The organism is Pseudomonas sp. IT-347P (genome assembly GCF_949768005.1).
GTDB lineage: Bacteria > Pseudomonadota > Gammaproteobacteria > Pseudomonadales > Pseudomonadaceae > Aquipseudomonas.
This window is the reverse complement of sequence record NZ_CATKPQ010000011.1, coordinates 782161-797687: the sequence shown is the minus strand read 5'-3', so window position 1 is coordinate 797687 and position 15527 is coordinate 782161. Positions and strand designations below refer to the sequence as shown.

15 protein-coding genes are annotated in these 15527 nt (G+C 58.5%); 8 read left to right on the top strand and 7 right to left on the bottom strand.

Annotated elements, in window-relative coordinates:
• Complete coding sequence (locus ACM6IV_RS07475; protein WP_414869388.1) at nt 1-393, top strand: GFA family protein; 393 nt, start codon at nt 1-3, stop codon at nt 391-393.
• A gap of 18 nt (nt 394-411) precedes the next feature.
• Here the strand turns inward: ACM6IV_RS07475 and ACM6IV_RS07470 are convergent, their stop codons facing one another.
• Nucleotides 412-1419: an NAD(P)-dependent oxidoreductase gene (locus tag ACM6IV_RS07470; protein ID WP_414869387.1), complete on the bottom strand. Its 1008-nt coding sequence runs from the start codon at nt 1417-1419 to the stop codon at nt 412-414.
• A gap of 495 nt (nt 1420-1914) precedes the next feature.
• Between ACM6IV_RS07470 and ACM6IV_RS07465 the strand changes: the two genes are divergently transcribed.
• From ACM6IV_RS07465 to ACM6IV_RS07445, 5 genes are all read left to right on the top strand, one after another.
• Complete coding sequence (locus ACM6IV_RS07465) at nt 1915-2277, top strand: DUF6124 family protein (protein ID WP_414869386.1); 363 nt, start codon at nt 1915-1917, stop codon at nt 2275-2277.
• A gap of 245 nt (nt 2278-2522) precedes the next feature.
• Nucleotides 2523-3656, top strand: coding sequence for a polymorphic toxin type 44 domain-containing protein (locus tag ACM6IV_RS07460; RefSeq protein WP_414869385.1), 1134 nt, complete (start codon nt 2523-2525; stop codon nt 3654-3656).
• Nucleotides 3637-4029 carry a hypothetical protein gene (locus ACM6IV_RS07455; RefSeq protein ID WP_414869384.1) on the top strand — a complete coding sequence of 131 codons (393 nt, stop codon included), beginning with the start codon at nt 3637-3639 and terminating at the stop codon, nt 4027-4029. The genes ACM6IV_RS07460 and ACM6IV_RS07455 overlap by 20 nt, the downstream gene beginning before the upstream one ends.
• A 508-nt stretch (nt 4030-4537) precedes the next feature.
• On the top strand, nt 4538-4900 hold the full coding sequence (locus ACM6IV_RS07450) for a DUF6124 family protein (protein ID WP_414869383.1): 363 nt from the start codon (nt 4538-4540) through the stop codon (nt 4898-4900).
• A 231-nt stretch (nt 4901-5131) separates the two neighbouring features.
• On the top strand, nt 5132-5446 hold the full coding sequence (locus ACM6IV_RS07445) for a DUF6966 domain-containing protein (RefSeq protein WP_414869382.1): 315 nt from the start codon (nt 5132-5134) through the stop codon (nt 5444-5446).
• Between the two features lie 632 nt (nt 5447-6078).
• Here the strand turns inward: ACM6IV_RS07445 and ACM6IV_RS07440 are convergent.
• Nucleotides 6079-6441, bottom strand: coding sequence for a hypothetical protein (locus ACM6IV_RS07440; RefSeq protein WP_414869381.1), 363 nt, complete (start codon nt 6439-6441; stop codon nt 6079-6081).
• A 164-nt stretch (nt 6442-6605) separates the two neighbouring features.
• Here ACM6IV_RS07440 and ACM6IV_RS07435 point away from each other — a divergent pair, with 164 nt between their 5' ends.
• Entirely contained in the window at nt 6606-7067 is a 462-nt protein-coding gene (locus tag ACM6IV_RS07435) for a thiol-disulfide oxidoreductase DCC family protein (protein ID WP_414869380.1), read from the top strand.
• On the opposite strand, the gene ACM6IV_RS07430 is transcribed toward ACM6IV_RS07435, so the two are convergent.
• From ACM6IV_RS07430 to ACM6IV_RS07410, 5 genes are all read right to left on the bottom strand, one after another.
• On the bottom strand, nt 7051-7542 hold the full coding sequence (locus tag ACM6IV_RS07430) for a DUF2269 family protein (RefSeq protein WP_414869379.1): 492 nt from the start codon (nt 7540-7542) through the stop codon (nt 7051-7053). The two genes, ACM6IV_RS07435 and ACM6IV_RS07430, sit on opposite strands and share 17 nt — an antisense overlap.
• Before the next feature lies 1 nt (nt 7543).
• Nucleotides 7544-8671: a saccharopine dehydrogenase family protein gene (locus ACM6IV_RS07425; protein ID WP_414869378.1), complete on the bottom strand. Its 1128-nt coding sequence runs from the start codon at nt 8669-8671 to the stop codon at nt 7544-7546.
• 235 nt (nt 8672-8906) lie between these two features.
• Entirely contained in the window at nt 8907-12761 is a 3855-nt protein-coding gene (locus ACM6IV_RS07420; protein ID WP_414869377.1) for an autotransporter outer membrane beta-barrel domain-containing protein, read from the bottom strand.
• Between the two features lie 182 nt (nt 12762-12943).
• The gene (locus ACM6IV_RS07415) at nt 12944-13867 is read right to left on the bottom strand and encodes an NADP-dependent oxidoreductase (protein ID WP_414869376.1); all 924 of its coding nucleotides are present in this window, start codon (nt 13865-13867) and stop codon (nt 12944-12946) included.
• Between the two features lie 68 nt (nt 13868-13935).
• Complete coding sequence (locus tag ACM6IV_RS07410; RefSeq protein ID WP_414869375.1) at nt 13936-14376, bottom strand: DoxX family protein; 441 nt, start codon at nt 14374-14376, stop codon at nt 13936-13938.
• A gap of 179 nt (nt 14377-14555) precedes the next feature.
• Between ACM6IV_RS07410 and ACM6IV_RS07405 the strand changes: the two genes are divergently transcribed.
• Nucleotides 14556-15509, top strand: a complete 954-nt coding sequence (locus ACM6IV_RS07405; RefSeq protein WP_414869374.1) for a LysR family transcriptional regulator — start codon at nt 14556-14558, stop codon at nt 15507-15509.
• Nucleotides 15510-15527 lie beyond the last annotated feature (18 nt).

Here is a 15527-nt window from a genome sequence, read left to right as displayed (position 1 = left end):
ATGCTCAAACAGATCGGCAATACGCTGATCCGCCGTGACCACCGCGCCAGTTGTCACTGCGGCGCGGTCATTCTCGAAATCCACTTGCCCGACGGCCTGCCGGCGCCGCATCGCTGCGACTGCTCTTTCTGCAAACGCCGAGGCGCCGTCGTTGCGGCGGTGCCGGCGGCGGACCTGAAAGTGATCCGTGGCCAGTCTGCACTGTTGAAGTACAGCTTTGGCCAGCAAGTGGCCGAGCACTTTTTCTGCGGCAACTGCGGGATCTACACCCATCATCGACGCAGCACCAATCCGCATGAATTCGGCTTCAATGTCGGCTGCCTCGAGGGGATCAATCCTTATGATCTGGGTGAGGTGCCGGTGGCGGATGGTGGGGTTTGGCAGTCGCCGTGAGGGCAAAGGCGACTGGCTTTATTCCCCGTGCAGTTCCACCAGCTCACCCCCCTCGTTGCTCAGACGCTGCAGATAGGCACCGGCGTCGAGCAGCTGATAGGGAAAGTAAAGACCTGCCGGTGTCGGCGGCTGACCATCCAGCCCGAGTAATCGCTCAAGCAACATGGCGACGCTCAGGCCCGTCAACGCTGCAGCGCCTGCCGTGTGAACGAGGGCATGCCGGGTGTGCAACGGTCGCCCTTGATGATCCTCACCCAGCAGTTCGATGAGGATCTCGGTCGACATCGGCCGACCCGCGCGCCGTGAAGAACTCACTCCGCTGGCGAGATTGAACTGCACATTCGGCGCATCGGTCGCCGCCGCCAACCCGGTGACATCGATGGAGGAGAAACCGCTGGCTTGCATCGGCGTACCGTCCAGCGCACGGAAGCTGACGTTCTTGTCCTCCCCTTCACGCCAGATGTAATCGCCTTCGCACCGAGTCAGGGCGGCGGGCAGCATCTTGTTCAAGTGTTCGAAATCCTTGGCCACGGTGGGCCCGCCACCGTCCTCCTCGTCGACCAACGCATCAATGCGAATATCGCGCACCCGGGCAAAAGCCTCGGCAAGGTGCAACGCCGCCACCGTCGTCGCGCCCACCATCCACTCGTAACCCAGCACGATGGGGGACGCCTCAGGGCGATGGATGAAGCTCGCGATTTGCGGCGCCATCTCGAAAATGCCGGAGGAAATGCTCAGGTGCGGCACCTTGCGCCTCTGCGCGAAACGCAGCCCGGCAAGGGAATGATCCATATAGAAAACCGCCACGGCACTGACCGGGCGCTCACCCAGCCCCAGGTCCTCGGCAGCCAGGTCAATGACCACGCCCTGCGCCCCACCCATTTCCTCGGCGGCTTGCTCAGCCTTGGCCAGGTCTCGCCCGCCGATCAGCAACGGGACGTCGGGGTGGGCGGCGCGCAAGGCTTTTGCAGAACGGTGGCCGATGGCGCCGGAGCCACCCAGAAACAAAATCGGATGAACTGACATGGGTATCCTTCCTCGTCTTTTTTGGGTTGCAACCTAGTGTTGGTGCATGCCCTGTCGTGAGGGTTCCCCGCCATTGCCCGAGCCGGAGGGTGGACCGACGAATGTCATTTTGAACGGGGTGTTGATTGAGCGTGTTTAGGCGTTTTTCGTGGCTGTTTAAAGGACACGTCGCGTTACCTGCTTGAGGCTACAACGTCTTGCGCCATTGCCTACGACTACGCCAGAATCCGCCGGCTTGTGCGTCTGGGACGCGGGTTTTATCGTTTCCGGGTCACTGAAAAACAGTGATCGGGTTTGGTAGCCCGCTCTCATATGACGCATAACGTCACCGTTCGGCGATGCTTCTCAGCATCTGTCTTATGGTGGCCATGCGCAGGGCGTCCTCGGGCGCGCCGGATTTTCCATATGGGCCGGTCTACCAACCTTCGTATGGCCACCACCTTTCGTTTGGTAGCGAAGGTGATGGCTCCTTTAATCCCATATGGAGTTTCATCTATGTTCAAACCAACGCCGAATCCCCCAGAATCCGATCCAGTCTCACCCTACAAATTCCCAGACTCGCGAACACTTAACGACGCCGCTGAACGCGCCCTTGATTACTACCTCACGCCAACCCAGCGCATCATGGGCAGCGATCGGAAACACGCTCCCATGTTTCTGGCCAACGCCGACTACGACAGCGAGTCCCTGCTCGTTAACGCCAGCGAGTCCCTCAGCTCAGCCACCGAAATGCTCAGCAACTTCGCCGCCATCCTGGACCCAGGCCACCGCAAAACTGCGCTGGGCATTGCGCAAGTGGTGATGCTGGGGGAATTGGCGGTGAATCAAGCGCTGGATAATGTTGTGCCGGTGGATTGAAGGGTAATCCCTTTGTGGCGGCAGTCAGGTCGCCGCCACGGTGGGGAAGGAGTATTTAACGCGTCTACTGTCGGCCAAGGACTGCGACTCCTGACCGATAGTTTTCGGATAAAACCAGCCGGCAATAAACACAAACTAAGATCGCTCTTAGAGACTCGCCTCAGCCGGTGCGTTAATCTTCCGAAGTGTGAAAAACACTTTCAGTCTCACGCTTTGACATTTTTATTGCACGACAAGGATGCCGTATGACCCCCTCTGCTCGATTGGGTGACAAGCATGTCTGCCCAATGCCTGGTCACGCCACTACACCCATTGCTTCCGCCAGTGGCGACGTAAACATTAACTCTATGGGCTCTGCTCGCGTTGGCGATACCTGTGGCTGTGGAGCTGTAATCACCACAGGATTCCCCTCTATTCAAGTGAACGGGCGCCCGATGGCCCATTTGGGCAGTCCAACCAGCCACGGCGGAACGATCATTTCCGGGTCAGGCGATGTGGGTGGTGGTTTTGTCATGGGTGATGCGGGTGGTGCAACCATCATCAACTTCATGGCGCTCGGAGCATTCCGTCCGAATGGATCTGTGGACGATGAGAGAATGGCCACGCTGCTTGCTGACCCGAAGTTGAAAGAGAAAGCAGTAGCCGCAAACGCTCTTGTAACGCCCAAACCCATCCCGAAAAAGTCAGACGCAACGCCTGAACCGAAAGCTGCCCTCACATGCAAAGATCCCGACATGATGGAACAGGTGGCCAGCTATATCGCCGGGGAGATGAACCGCAACATCACCCACCCGTCCGTACTAAAAATGAAGAAGCTGATGAGCTTCGACGCGGCAGCCGAAAATGCAAAATTTCAGAAGTTACCTTGGTATGCACGCCTTTCACCACCCAATTTCCAAGCAATGGCGCTTGGTAACACGGCTACTGCAATGGCCCTATGGGCTGAACGAGTTGGCCAAAACCGGCCTTGGGATCATAAGGTGACAATTGGGCAACGCTTTGGTGGTGCCTGGCAGAAGCAAGGCCAGATCGACTACTTCTATGACATCTGGTCGAACATCCATTATGGCTACGTGGGGCGCTACGGTGGACTTTCTGAAGAAGTTCTTCTGGACGGCGCCGGGCTTGAGCAGGTGGCATCGGATTCCCTTCGGAAAATTCAGAAATGGAACGAACGAAAAGGTCCTCACCGCTCCGCAGACATTGAAGGCATGCGGGCTTGGGACGACATAGGCGACCGAGTCTCGATCAGCATTGGCATCAAACTCAACAAGCAGCATCCCAACGGGGGAATTACGGCAAAGATGGTTATGGGCGAAGTTTTAGCACTACCACGTTCAAGCTGGGGAGACGGCACACGTGACCACGTCTGCAAGTAAACCGAAACTTTATTTCTGGCGCTGGATGGCGGCGTTAATAGTCGCCCCCATCGTCTTTTGGTATGTCGCCACACCTCAAGTGAGCTTCCACTTCTCTGACAAGGGACAGGGGCGCCTCGGTTACATTTTGAATGTTCAACACGACATCTCAAAGGGCGAGATCTATCCGGGTGAAGTCACTGGGGGCGCAGGACATATTTTCCCGAACAGCCAGTTTTTTATGGAGTTCGACTGGAACAACGGTGGGAAATCACATTGCATCCGGGTTAAACCGAAATGGCCGAATACTACTGTGTACATCGGGGAGGATGGCGCTATCGATAGCCGAACTGATGACAAAGCGATTGAAGCCTGTGGGCCGTTTCCAGAGTAGGAAAAGTCGAAAGATCATGCGGGACTAGACCACGTATCTACTTGTGGTCTATCTCAAATCCTTACCCAGGTTCAAGAAATCAAACCTACTGTTTTTTTACTGCAGGACAGACTGAAGAGCGTCAATTTGAACAGCGTGTCGATGAGACGTGTTTAGACGCTTCCTCTACTGTTTAAAAAACACGTCGCGTTACCTGCTTGAGGCTACAACGTCTTGCGCCATTGCCTACGACTACGCCAGAATCCGCCGGCTTGTGCGCCTCAAGGGCCACCGGTAACTTGGTTCGCGTCACTGATTCCCAGTGATCGGGTTTAGTAGCCCGTGGTAAATGAAAGTGCACAAGCGTCCGTCAAAAGGTATTCACGTACCTGCACTTGATGGCGGCTGTGCGTAGGGCGCCCTCGGGCGCGCCGGCTTTCTTCTTTTCCCCGGTCTACTAACCTGCGTACAGCTGCCACCCCCTGTTTAGTAGCTCGGAGCGGCGGCCACCCAACAGGAAAAAGAAGAAATGTTCAAGATCACGTCAAATCCGCCGGAAACAGATCCGGCCTCCCCGTATGAATCATCCGATTCAAAGAAATTCCACGAAGCCGCCGAGCGCGCCCTCGACCACTACCTGAAACCGGCCGACCAGATAATGGCCACGCCGTACCAACCCAGCACCATGTTCCTGGCCAACCCGAAAACTGCGACAGAGGAATTACTGGTCAACGCCAGTGAATCGCTGGGTTCTGCTTCGGTGATGTTGGGCAACGTAATTGGAATGGTGGAAGGACCGGCGCGCAAGACGCTTCAGGGCATTGCGCAAGTGGTGATGCTGGGGGAATTGGCGGTGAATCAAGCGCTGGATAATGTTGTGCCGGTGGATTGAAGGGGTGACCCCTTTGTGGCGGTGGTCTGGCTGCTGTCACGAAGGGATCAAGATTGTATTTGGCGTCTGCTTTCGGCCAACTGCTGCCCTTCGCGGCAGGCAGAAATCGGCCAAGAGCGCCCCTTGGACAACCTGATGGCGAAACAGTAGTTTATGCAGCGAGACAGGCAAGAAACACTCTGTAGCGGGACTAACTTCCCATATCGTGTTGCACTTGAAGGATGTTAAGAAATGGGACCGAAAACCGAAGAGCTGATCTGCGTCCTTGATCAGCTTGCAGCAATGCTTGAGAGCGATGGAGATACTCACTGGAGTCTGTGGATGCGTAAGGCAAGAGCACGCTTAATGGATTCTGATTACTCCGGAATTGAGTACCTACAGTCAGCCTATGGCGGAATGGGTTCATTCAATGATCTCATTCTTGGTCAAAGCCATGACAATGGCGTCCTTTGCTGGAAGCCGGGCCATGTTGAGCTAAACGAAAGATTCGATGAGTTACGCAATAAAGCCGCGAAACTCTCCGATTTCATAAAGCGAAATACATAAGGGTCGCGGTTATCAAACTACGTCATTCAAAGGGGTCAGGCCGGCCACCGGCGCATCTCACTTTGATCAGCTCCGTAGACTCAGTAACGGGCGATTTGGTGTTTGCCTACACGGAAGTCGGGGAGTACAGAGTGCATTACACATCACGTGTCGAGCTGTTGTGCATGCTCAACATCCTTTTGCGTCAGCGAGTGCCCATTGCTGTCGGAGGCATGCTCCCGGGACCTGCCGACGAAGTCGATATGTTAATAGCGAACGAACTACTTGAAGGCCCCTACATAGAACTGTCCTGGTCCGGCCCCCAGCAATGGACTCTGCGCGAAATCGACTCCACCACTGCTGAATGGCAGCCAGTACCTAGTGCTCAAAGTATGGCAAATGTGACATTCGATCCGAAGTCCCTGAAACGCTCTGGCGGAATTGGCTAAGAAATTAATACAGATTCGGGCGGTTCTTCGCTTCTGGCCGCAATCGCCTGCGGTCGCAATAGGCAGCTATGGGTCGGTGGCTGCCCTTCGTGAAAGGCAGAAATCGGCCAAAAGCAGCCGCTCGCGAATAACCGCTTTCGACTTAAGCGGACATACCTAATGACCACCATTCGCCGTGTTCAACCGCCGGACAGGCCTGCATAATCAGGGCGCTGCTGGATAGAACTCACCATCATCACCCTGAACTCTCGCGTTCAAACTGCGTGCAATCTCTTCGAGTTTTGAGATCGCCTTGTCAGTCGGATTTTTTGTATACAGCTCACCAAGATCTGAGCGATACCAGAGCGGAAATGATTCTCCAGGTATGGAGACCATAAAGTCTTGTGGGCTATTGGCAACATCCCTGATGACCTCTGGGTCGGTTTTCAAATGTTCTTGCCATTCCTCGAAGGTGATTTTGGAACCGAAGTCGTCAGCCCAAAAATCCTTGCGACTGATATGTAGATCGTAACCGGCGACCGCAAAGGTGCTAACACCCATGAGAAGCACTGAAAGAAAACTACGCATATGTCCCTATTTGAGGATGTCTGTGGGATTTATGCTGACGTCCCAGGACTTTCCTTACAAGGGGAACCTGCTACAAAAGTCCGCTTTTGGCCGAGTGCAGTCATTCGCGCTCAACTGCATCCAGCGCTATGATCGCAACACTCCACCTATTGAACACAAACCCCATGCCCACCGCGAAAACCCGCCCAACCCCCGCCCCGCTCCTCAACCCCGGCGAATCCGTGGTCCTGTTCGACGGCGTGTGCAAACTCTGCAATGGTTGGGCGCGGTTCCTGATTCGCCACGATCATCAACATCGCGTGCGCCTGGCTGCGGTGCAGTCGCCAGAGGGACAGGCCTTGCTGGCGTGGGCAGGTTTGCCCATCGATCAATTCGACACCATGGCCGTCATCCGCGACCGCCATTACTGGGAACGTTCCGATGCGTTCTTCGAAGTCATCAGCCAACTACCCGCCCGCTGGCAGCCATTGCGACTGTTCCGCGTAGTCCCGCGCAGCCTGCGCGATTGGGCCTACGACCGTATCGCGCTGAACCGCTACCGACTGTTCGGCAAGTATGACACCTGCCTGTTGCCGAACCCTGATCATGAACAGCGCTTTCTGAAAACAACTACGCCAGAAAGCTGATCAACTGAACCGGTGTCATCTTCGTGACCATCATCAGCACGATCACAAACATCCCGGTAAAACCCGTCACCCCCATCCAGAACCACTTTCGGTAAACGGCTGGATACTGCTCATCAAGCCTCGCCCCCGCCTCGCTCGCACTCGACGCCATCACATAAAGCCGCTTCTGCAGAAGCAACACCGGCAGCCACAGCGAACCGACGCAGATGAATATGATCAGCGAGGTCAGCACCCACTCGGTGCTCATCGACAACCCCGAAAGCCGCATCAACAGATAACCGCTGATGATCTGCACGAAACCGGCCGGTGTGGTGATCCAGGTGTCGAAGCGCACCACCATGCGCGCAACGTGGGCAATCACTTGTGGGTTGTGCGTGCGGCTGGCGGCGATCAGGTAAAGGTAGGAGCCCATGCCGAACCCGAACAGGAAGATCGCGGCGATGATGTGCAGGTACTTCAGGCACAGGTAGAGCATGTCAGCGCTGCCCGTCCGAGAAGTGTACGGCCAGGCTCAGGTTATCCGGGTCGTTGATCGCGGCCATGTATTCGGCGACGCTGATTTCGCCCACGCACGGTCGGGCGCCGGCGGTTGGCACGTAGCCCTGGGCCATTTTTGTGGCGAGGGCTACGGCGGCGCAGCTGGGAATCTCCGGGCCTTTGTCGTTGAGGGCAGTGAGTTGCGCGGTCATCGACAGCGGTTTGCCGTCAACGCCAAGGCCTCGCACGTCGATGTACATCGCGCTTTTGCCATCGCCGAAACGCTCGAAACGCGTGCCCAGGCGATGTAATCTGCCGGCCCACAAGGCGTGGTCGCGCACCAGCCCGACTTTCAGTGCCTGAGCAAGGAGACCGTTGGCGATGCCGCCGAGTTTGAGACCGGCGCCGGCCTTGAAGCTCAAGGTCTGTGCGCCATAACGCGCGGCGAATATGTCCATGTCGGGGACATCAACGTTGGCCAGCAATCGGGTGCCCATTTGCGGCATTTGGCGCAAGGTCAGGTCCAGCCAACCCGAGACTTCATGCACCTTGCCGTTCTTCAGTTGTTTGATCGGTTTGCCGGCGTAAGCGAGCACGCCTTCGATGGTCGACAGCCCCGGCATTTTCGCCGAGGAGGAAATGCCATGCTCGATCGAGTCGATGCGCGAAAATTGCTGGCGCTGCTCATCGATGATCGCCGACGACAGGGTCGGCACCGAGCTGCAACCACTGAGAAGCACCACGCCTGCTTGCTTCGCCTGCGCATCAAGTACGTCGATGCCGTTAACGAAAGTGCGACAGTCCGCCAAGTCGCAATAGTTCACGCCGGCATCGATGCAACGCTGCGCAACCGCATAGGATTGCCCCTGAAACGGCCCGCCGGTGTGGACGACCAACTGAATGTTCAGCGCGCGTAGAGCGGCTTCGAACTCCGCGCCCATGGCATCGCCGCACCAGCCTTCGCAGACATTGCCCGATTGATTGTTCAGCTCATCGACTTTGCGCTGCAACTTGCGTGGATCACGGCCCGACAACACCAGCCCGATGTCTGGCATCAGCGCCAGATGCCTGCACACAATGCTGCCGAAGTTTCCGTAACCACCGACCACCATCACCCTGAACGGCATGCAATTCTTCCCTAATTCAATCCTTCAAACAGGCGTGAAGGATATAGGTCTGAGCGTCAGCAAGCCATTCAAGTGTCTGGCGTAAAGGATGTACACGGGTTTTATGCATACCACGAAATCCTGTGGGAGCTGGCTTGCCAGCGATGGAGCCAGATCAGCCAACAATGATGGTGGCTGACCCACCGCTATCGCTGGCAAGCCAGCTCCCACAGGGTTCTTTGGTGTATGCAGAGGACTAGAAATTGATCTTGAACCCCAACATTGCGTCATACCCATGGCTGTCGCCATCGAAGCCCTGACGATACCCGGCCGAAGCCGTGAACGTGGTGCGCCGGTTGGCCTGGTAGTCCACTCCCACATTGACCTCGCCCCACGTGCCCTGGATGTCGGATTCGAACGGGATGTAGCCCGACTCGGAGGAAAATTCGGTTTTGGGTTGTCCCTTGAATTCATGCCAGACGCTCGGCCGGATCCAGGCGTTAGTGCGCCGCGCCGTTTTGTCGACGCCTTCGGTGTCCCAATCCTTGGCGATCCGCACGCCGGCGCGACCGACCAGTGAGTCCACGTCCTTGAAGCGAATCTTCGCGCCGGCGTCATCGCTGCTGTCCAGATCCACCGAGCTGTAGATCGCCTGCAATTGCGGTTCGATGTACCAGTCTTTGTCGACTTCGAACGGGTAACCGTTTTCCAGTGAGGCGGTGTAACCCCAGCCGCGGGTTTTCAGCTTGGCCATGTCGTTGGGTTTGGCTTCGATGTCGAAGCGATTGACTTGCAACACGCCGTCCAGATACCAGCCCGAGGGTCCGAAGTGCGTCCAGTACGCACCGATGCCGTATGCGCGCAGGGTGTCTTCGCCGGCGGCGCGCCGGGTGTAGTGGCTGACGCCGGCGTCGATGGTCCCGGCGGACAACGACAACCCGGCCTGATCGTGACTTCCATCGGGCCGGTCCTTGCGGTAAAGGTCGGTGCCGACCTGGAATGCCGTGAGGTCATAGTTGTATTCGGGCGTGTTGCCCAAGGCATTTTTGCGATCGCCATCCTGTTTGCCGCTGCGGTAAATCACCCGGCCCCAGCCCATCGACGGCGCCAAGGTGGATTCATCTTCCTTGGGCAACGGATCACCACGATTCAGGCGTTCCTCGCCGACTCGCTCGTGAAGGGTGTCGACCATTGTCCGGCCGTAAACCAGCGCCAGCGCGGGGACGGCACCGTACAGCGACACTTCCGGACGGTAATTGGGTACCGGGGAAGGATCGGGTGTCGGATCAGGAGCCGGATCGGGATCGGGCGTCGGGTCCGGGCCTGGAGGACCGTCCGGCGGCACCGCGTCCGAGCGCAGATACCAGGTGTCCTTGCCGCTACCATTCTCGGCACCTTGCTGCAGACGATATTCGTAGGGACCGGCGACGACACGCCGGGCCAGTTGAAAGGCATTGGCGTCGCTCGCGGCTTCGGCTTTATTGAGCAGTTCGACCACCGCGATGCCGTTGCCCTGAGTCAGCTCGCCCTGCCCGCCGACATTGCTCACGATGACGCCAGTCGCGCCACCGCTGGCGGTGGTGGTCGAATCCACCACCAGCATGTCGGAAAGACTGTTCGCGCCGCCGCCGTTCAACGTGGTGTTGAGCAACAGTCGACCGCCATTGGACACGTACACACCGCCGCCATTGGCACCGGCGGTGTTGGCAGCGCTGATCAGCAGCACATTACCGACGGTGTTGCTGCCAGCGGCAAGGTCGAGCGTGCCGCCATTGGTGAATCGGTTTACACCAAGCAACTGCCCTTGCACGGCACCGCCCAGCGTTGGGGTGTTGGCCGTTTGCCCCAAAGGCAGATAAGCGCCGCCGGCATTGAAGTTGACGATGCCCGTCGCCGGTTGCGCCGCCAGTTGGATCACTCCACTGTTATCCATGCTGTTGGCGCCCGATGTGCCGAGATCACTGACGGCAACGCCCCAGGTATCACGACTGCCACTGCCGCTGCTGTCGGTAAAATTGCGCAGCGTCCAAGTGCCGCTGTTGGCCACCGTGCTGGCCGCGCTGACGGCATTCACGGCGCCGGTCATTTGTCCGGTGTTGTTGAGCGCAAACGTCGTGCCCGGCGTGGTTGCATCGGCGCGCACCGCCACATCGCTCAGCGCACTGATTGCGCCTGCGTTGTTCAGCGTCTGGCTCGCACCGCCAAGGGCGATGCCGCGGCTATCGGCCCACCCGCCCTGAAGCGTTGCGCTGTTGCTGACGTTGACGCTGCCGCCCTCGGTCAAGGCATCTATGGCCGACGAGCCAACGCCTCGAGTAGTGATCGCGCCGCTGTTGCTGACGGACAAATCCGCTGCACCCGAGGCCTGGGCGAGAATGCCCTGACTGTCGCTGGCACCGAACGTCTGGATCGCCCCGCTGTTGACCACGTTCTGCGCGCCAGTGACCGACAACGTCCGGATACCACGCTGTTGATTGCCCCGCGCAATCAACTCGCCGCTGTTGCTCACACTCAACGTGCCTATCCCGCTGCCCGAGTTGAAGGCATTGCCGGCGAGAATCGCCGCGCCCTGGCCGTTGACGTCTATTAAAGGGCCGTTGAACACAACGCCCACATCACCGCCCATGGTCAGCGCCTGGATACCAAAGGCGCCAATGCCCGTGCCGTCGCCCGAGCCGGCGTTCGAGTGAGTGATGATCGTGCCGCCGGAATTGACGTTGACCGTGCCCGCCGGCGACTGCGTCGAGGCATAGATACCATTGGCGTTGCTGTGCAGGGTTTCGATGCGATCGCCACGATAGTTGACCTGGACATTGCCGCCGGTCGAGTCGACCCGGATGCCGCCCGCGCCAAACCCGCTGGCGAACAGATCGCCCGAGTAATCGACCAGCACATTGTTGTTTTCGGCGCTGACGATGATCGCGTAAGCCCGGGTGGTGTTGGTTCCACCGAGCACGTTGATGTTGCCGCTGCCGGTGACTGCGACATCACCGGTGCCGCGCTTGATGACGTAGATCGCCCGCGAACCGGCGGTATTGGCCGTGCTGCCGACGTTGATGGCGGCATTGTTCTCGATGCTGATCGAACCGCTGCCGCCGACGTTGTCGTTGGCATAGATACCGTGGGCGCCGCCACCCGTGGTGGTGATCGCGCCGTCGTTGACGATGGCGATGCTGCCGACGGTCGAGAACGAACGAATGCCAAAACCGTTGAGGCCGTTGGTGTTCAGGGTGCCGCTGTTGGTCAGGCGGGTATTGCCTGTGCCGCCCTCGGTGAACAAGCCAAAGGCGTTCATGCCGATGCTTTGCACATTTGCGGCATTGATCAGGGTGGTGTTGCCATTGATCGCACGGGTGTGCACGCCCGCGTGGTTGCCGATGCCGGCGGTGGGCAAGGTGTCGTCAAGAATCGGCGGCCCGGCCGAGAGTGCATCATCGTTGTTGACCAGAATATTCACGCCACTGCCGACGTTGACGTTGGTCTCGCCACTGCCCGTGGCTTTGGTCCAGATGCCGTTGCCGCCGAGCAACGTGATCTGGCCATTACCCTGATGGTTCAGGTTGATCGCCCCGCCGCCGCTGGCATTGATATCGATGCCATCGTGTTCATTGCCGACCACGGTATTGAGGATGTTCAGCGTGGTGCCGCTACTCACCGAAAACGTCGACGAACCGGCGCCGGCATTGGTGATCGCCAGGGCGTCCAGACCACTGCCGCCGACATTGACCGTGTTGGTCCCGCCATTGACGCTCAGGTTCGCGTTACCGGTGGTGCCGATGACATTGGCAAACACTGCGTTGGCGGCCGTCGGTGGCGTGCTGTTCACCGTGGTGCCGCTGAGGGTCAGCGTGGTGTTGGCATTGTTGCCGCGGCTGTTCAGCGAGGAACCGGCGGTGGTGGTGATGGTGGTGCCCGGCTGAGTGCTGATCGACGCATCAACGCCGGCCACCGGCAAGCAGGTTTGCGAGACGTTGTAGGCACCCGCCGCCAAAGGCCCGCACGCGGCCTGCGCGTCTGCGAGCATCAGGGTGTTGGCCATGGCCACCAGTAACGCATTGCGCATGAAATGCGGGACGTGCCCGCCGTGAGGATGGCCGCTGGCACTGTGCATGAGAACCTCCCTGTTTCCCGTGATTCGCCGCCGGGCTGGCGACCATCGGCTACGCCCGTTACTGCGGAATCATTAGTGCTTTAGACCATAGTCGATATTCATCAATTGGAAAGACACGGATCAGTTGCCCGTGTCCCAAGGCTGCGTATCCTTCGTGCACGAGAGGGCTTGTGCCCCCTCTGTTACCGCGAAGTGTCGAGAACAAGGCGACCGCGCAAGTGTCGTCCCATGCTTTTCTCGAGCGCGGATTTCGCCTCGCTCAAGGCATAAGCTTCGATGTCCACGCTTAGATGCCCCTTGTCGAACAACTCGGCAATCAGCGCAAGCTGGCGACCGTCAGAACGAGTGGCAAAGTTTTTCGGCGTGACCGCGTAGTCGTTGGCCAGGGACACATTTGGCGCACTCACGGGTGAGACCAGCACGCCGAATTTCTTCAGAACCGCAAATGACCGGTTTTGCGTTTCACCTCCCACCAGATCCAGTACCACATCCATGCCCGAAACCAAGGTCTCGAATGCCTGCGTGGTGTAGTCGATGGTGTAATCGGCACCCAAGGCTTTGAGGTAGGCATGATGCCCGGCAGACGCCGTGGCGTAGACCTCTGCCCCCAGATATTTGGCAATCTGCACGGCCATGCTGCCCACGCCTCCGGCTGCCGCGTGAATCAACACTTTCTGCCGACGTTGCAGGCCGGCGTGCTCGGTCAATGCTTGCCACGCGGTCAGCGCGGAGGCCGGCACGGCTGCGGCTTGAAGCAGGCTTAGCGAACGCGGTTTAAGCGTGAGCTTTGTCACTGGCGCGACCGCTTTGCTGGCGTAACCACCGACGATGTTGATGAAACCGAACACCTCATCGCCAGGCTTGAATTCGGTCACGCCGGCGCCCAGCGCGACAACCGTGCCGGCAACTTCAACGCCCGGTGTGAACGGCAGCGGCAACGGAATAAACGCTTGCATCGCTCCGGAAAGCACCTTCCAGTCAATCGGATTGACGCCTGCAGCGGCGACCTCGATCAGCACCTCACCGGCACCCGCCACCGGGTCGGCAATTTCTTCCAGACGTAAAACTTCAGTATCGCCGTAAGCGTAGGCGCGTATGGCTTTCATGTTGACCTCGACAATGGAATACACAAGGAAGATTTCACGCGGCGGGCACCTGCCTCGCCGCGCGTCGATCAACGACGGCGAGCGTCGAGGCTGAAACGACCGGCACCGAACGCGACGACTTGCAACAAGCCACCGGCCATCGCGATGTTTTTGAAGAAGTGAATGAACTGATTCTGATCACCCAGCGCGTTATGGAAAGCCAGCGCGGTGGCCACGCTGAACAGTGCCAGGATCGCGGCGACGGTACGGGTACGGTAGCCGGCGATCAGCGCCAGACCACCACCGATTTCAACAATGATCGCCACTGCCAGCGCCACTTGCGGCAACGGCAGGCCTACGGAACCGATGTAGCCAATCATCATGGCCGGCGCAGCCAGTTTGGAAAAACCGGAGAGGATGAAAATCGCGCTGAGCAATAAGCGACCGACCAACGAGGCGGTGGCCTGGGTCACGTCGTTGCGGGATTGTTCAGTGGTGTTGGCTGAAGCGATGTTGGCGGAAGTGCTCATGCGGTATTTCCTTCAAAGGGAGCGGCGATTCGGGGTGAAGCGCCCTGTTGGAGAAAATATTGCGCCTTACCGACTCACCTGAATAGCTGACTAATTTAGATCATCATGTTCGAATAAATAGACAAGCTATCAGCGTCGTTTTCAGTAATATCTGCGTAATCGCATCTAAGGAAACCTGCATGATCTCTGACCCGGGCACCCCGACACTGGACCAATTGCGCGTCTTTCTGACGGTCGTCGAGGTTGGCAGTTTTGCCGGCGCGGCACGCAAACTGCACCGCGCCACCTCGGTGGTCAGCTATTCGATTGCCAATCTGGAAATGCAACTGGGCGTCTCGCTGTTTGACCGCCAGACCACCCGCAAACCGCAACTTACCGAGGCCGGGCGCACGGTGCTGGCCGAAGCCAGAACCATTGCCAATGGCGTGCATGGCCTGCGGGCTAAAGTGAAAGGGTTGTTGCAAGGCCTGGAGGCCGAAGTTCATGTGGTGCTCGATGTGATGCTGCCCCCCGAGCGCGTGGTCGACGCCCTCAAATCCTTTCGCGAAGCCTTTCCCACGGTCGCCCTGCACTTACACATGGAAGCACTCGGGGCGGTCACGGAGCTGGTGCTCAATCGCCACGCCATCATCGGTGTCAGCGGCCATCTGAGCCGCGACATCGACGGCATCGAGCGCATGGCAGCCGGCAGCGTCGAGCTGATTCCAGTGGCCTCCGCCGATCATCCACTGGCGTCGGACACGGCGAACATGCCGGGTGCCAGCCGCGAGTACACGCAGTTGGTGCTGTCGGATCGTTCACAGTTGACCAAAGGCAAGGATTTCGCCGTGCTCGGCAATCGGACCTGGCGCCTGGCCGACCTGGGGGCCAAGCATATGCTCCTGCGTGAAGGCATCGGCTGGGGCAACATGCCCCTGCCGATGGTCGAAGAAGACCTGCGCAGCGGTCGCCTGGTGCACCTGAACCTCGCGGAATTCCGCAGCGGGACTTACACCTTTGATGTCATTCACCGCACGGATCTGCCACCAGGTCCCGCTGCCCGCTGGTTGATCGAACGTTTCCTGCAACAGGCAGACAAGCAGGAGGCGCAACAAGTCCGGCAACGGTCTGGCCGGCTTCCCAAACAAAAATAAATGAACCCGCCGCCCCCT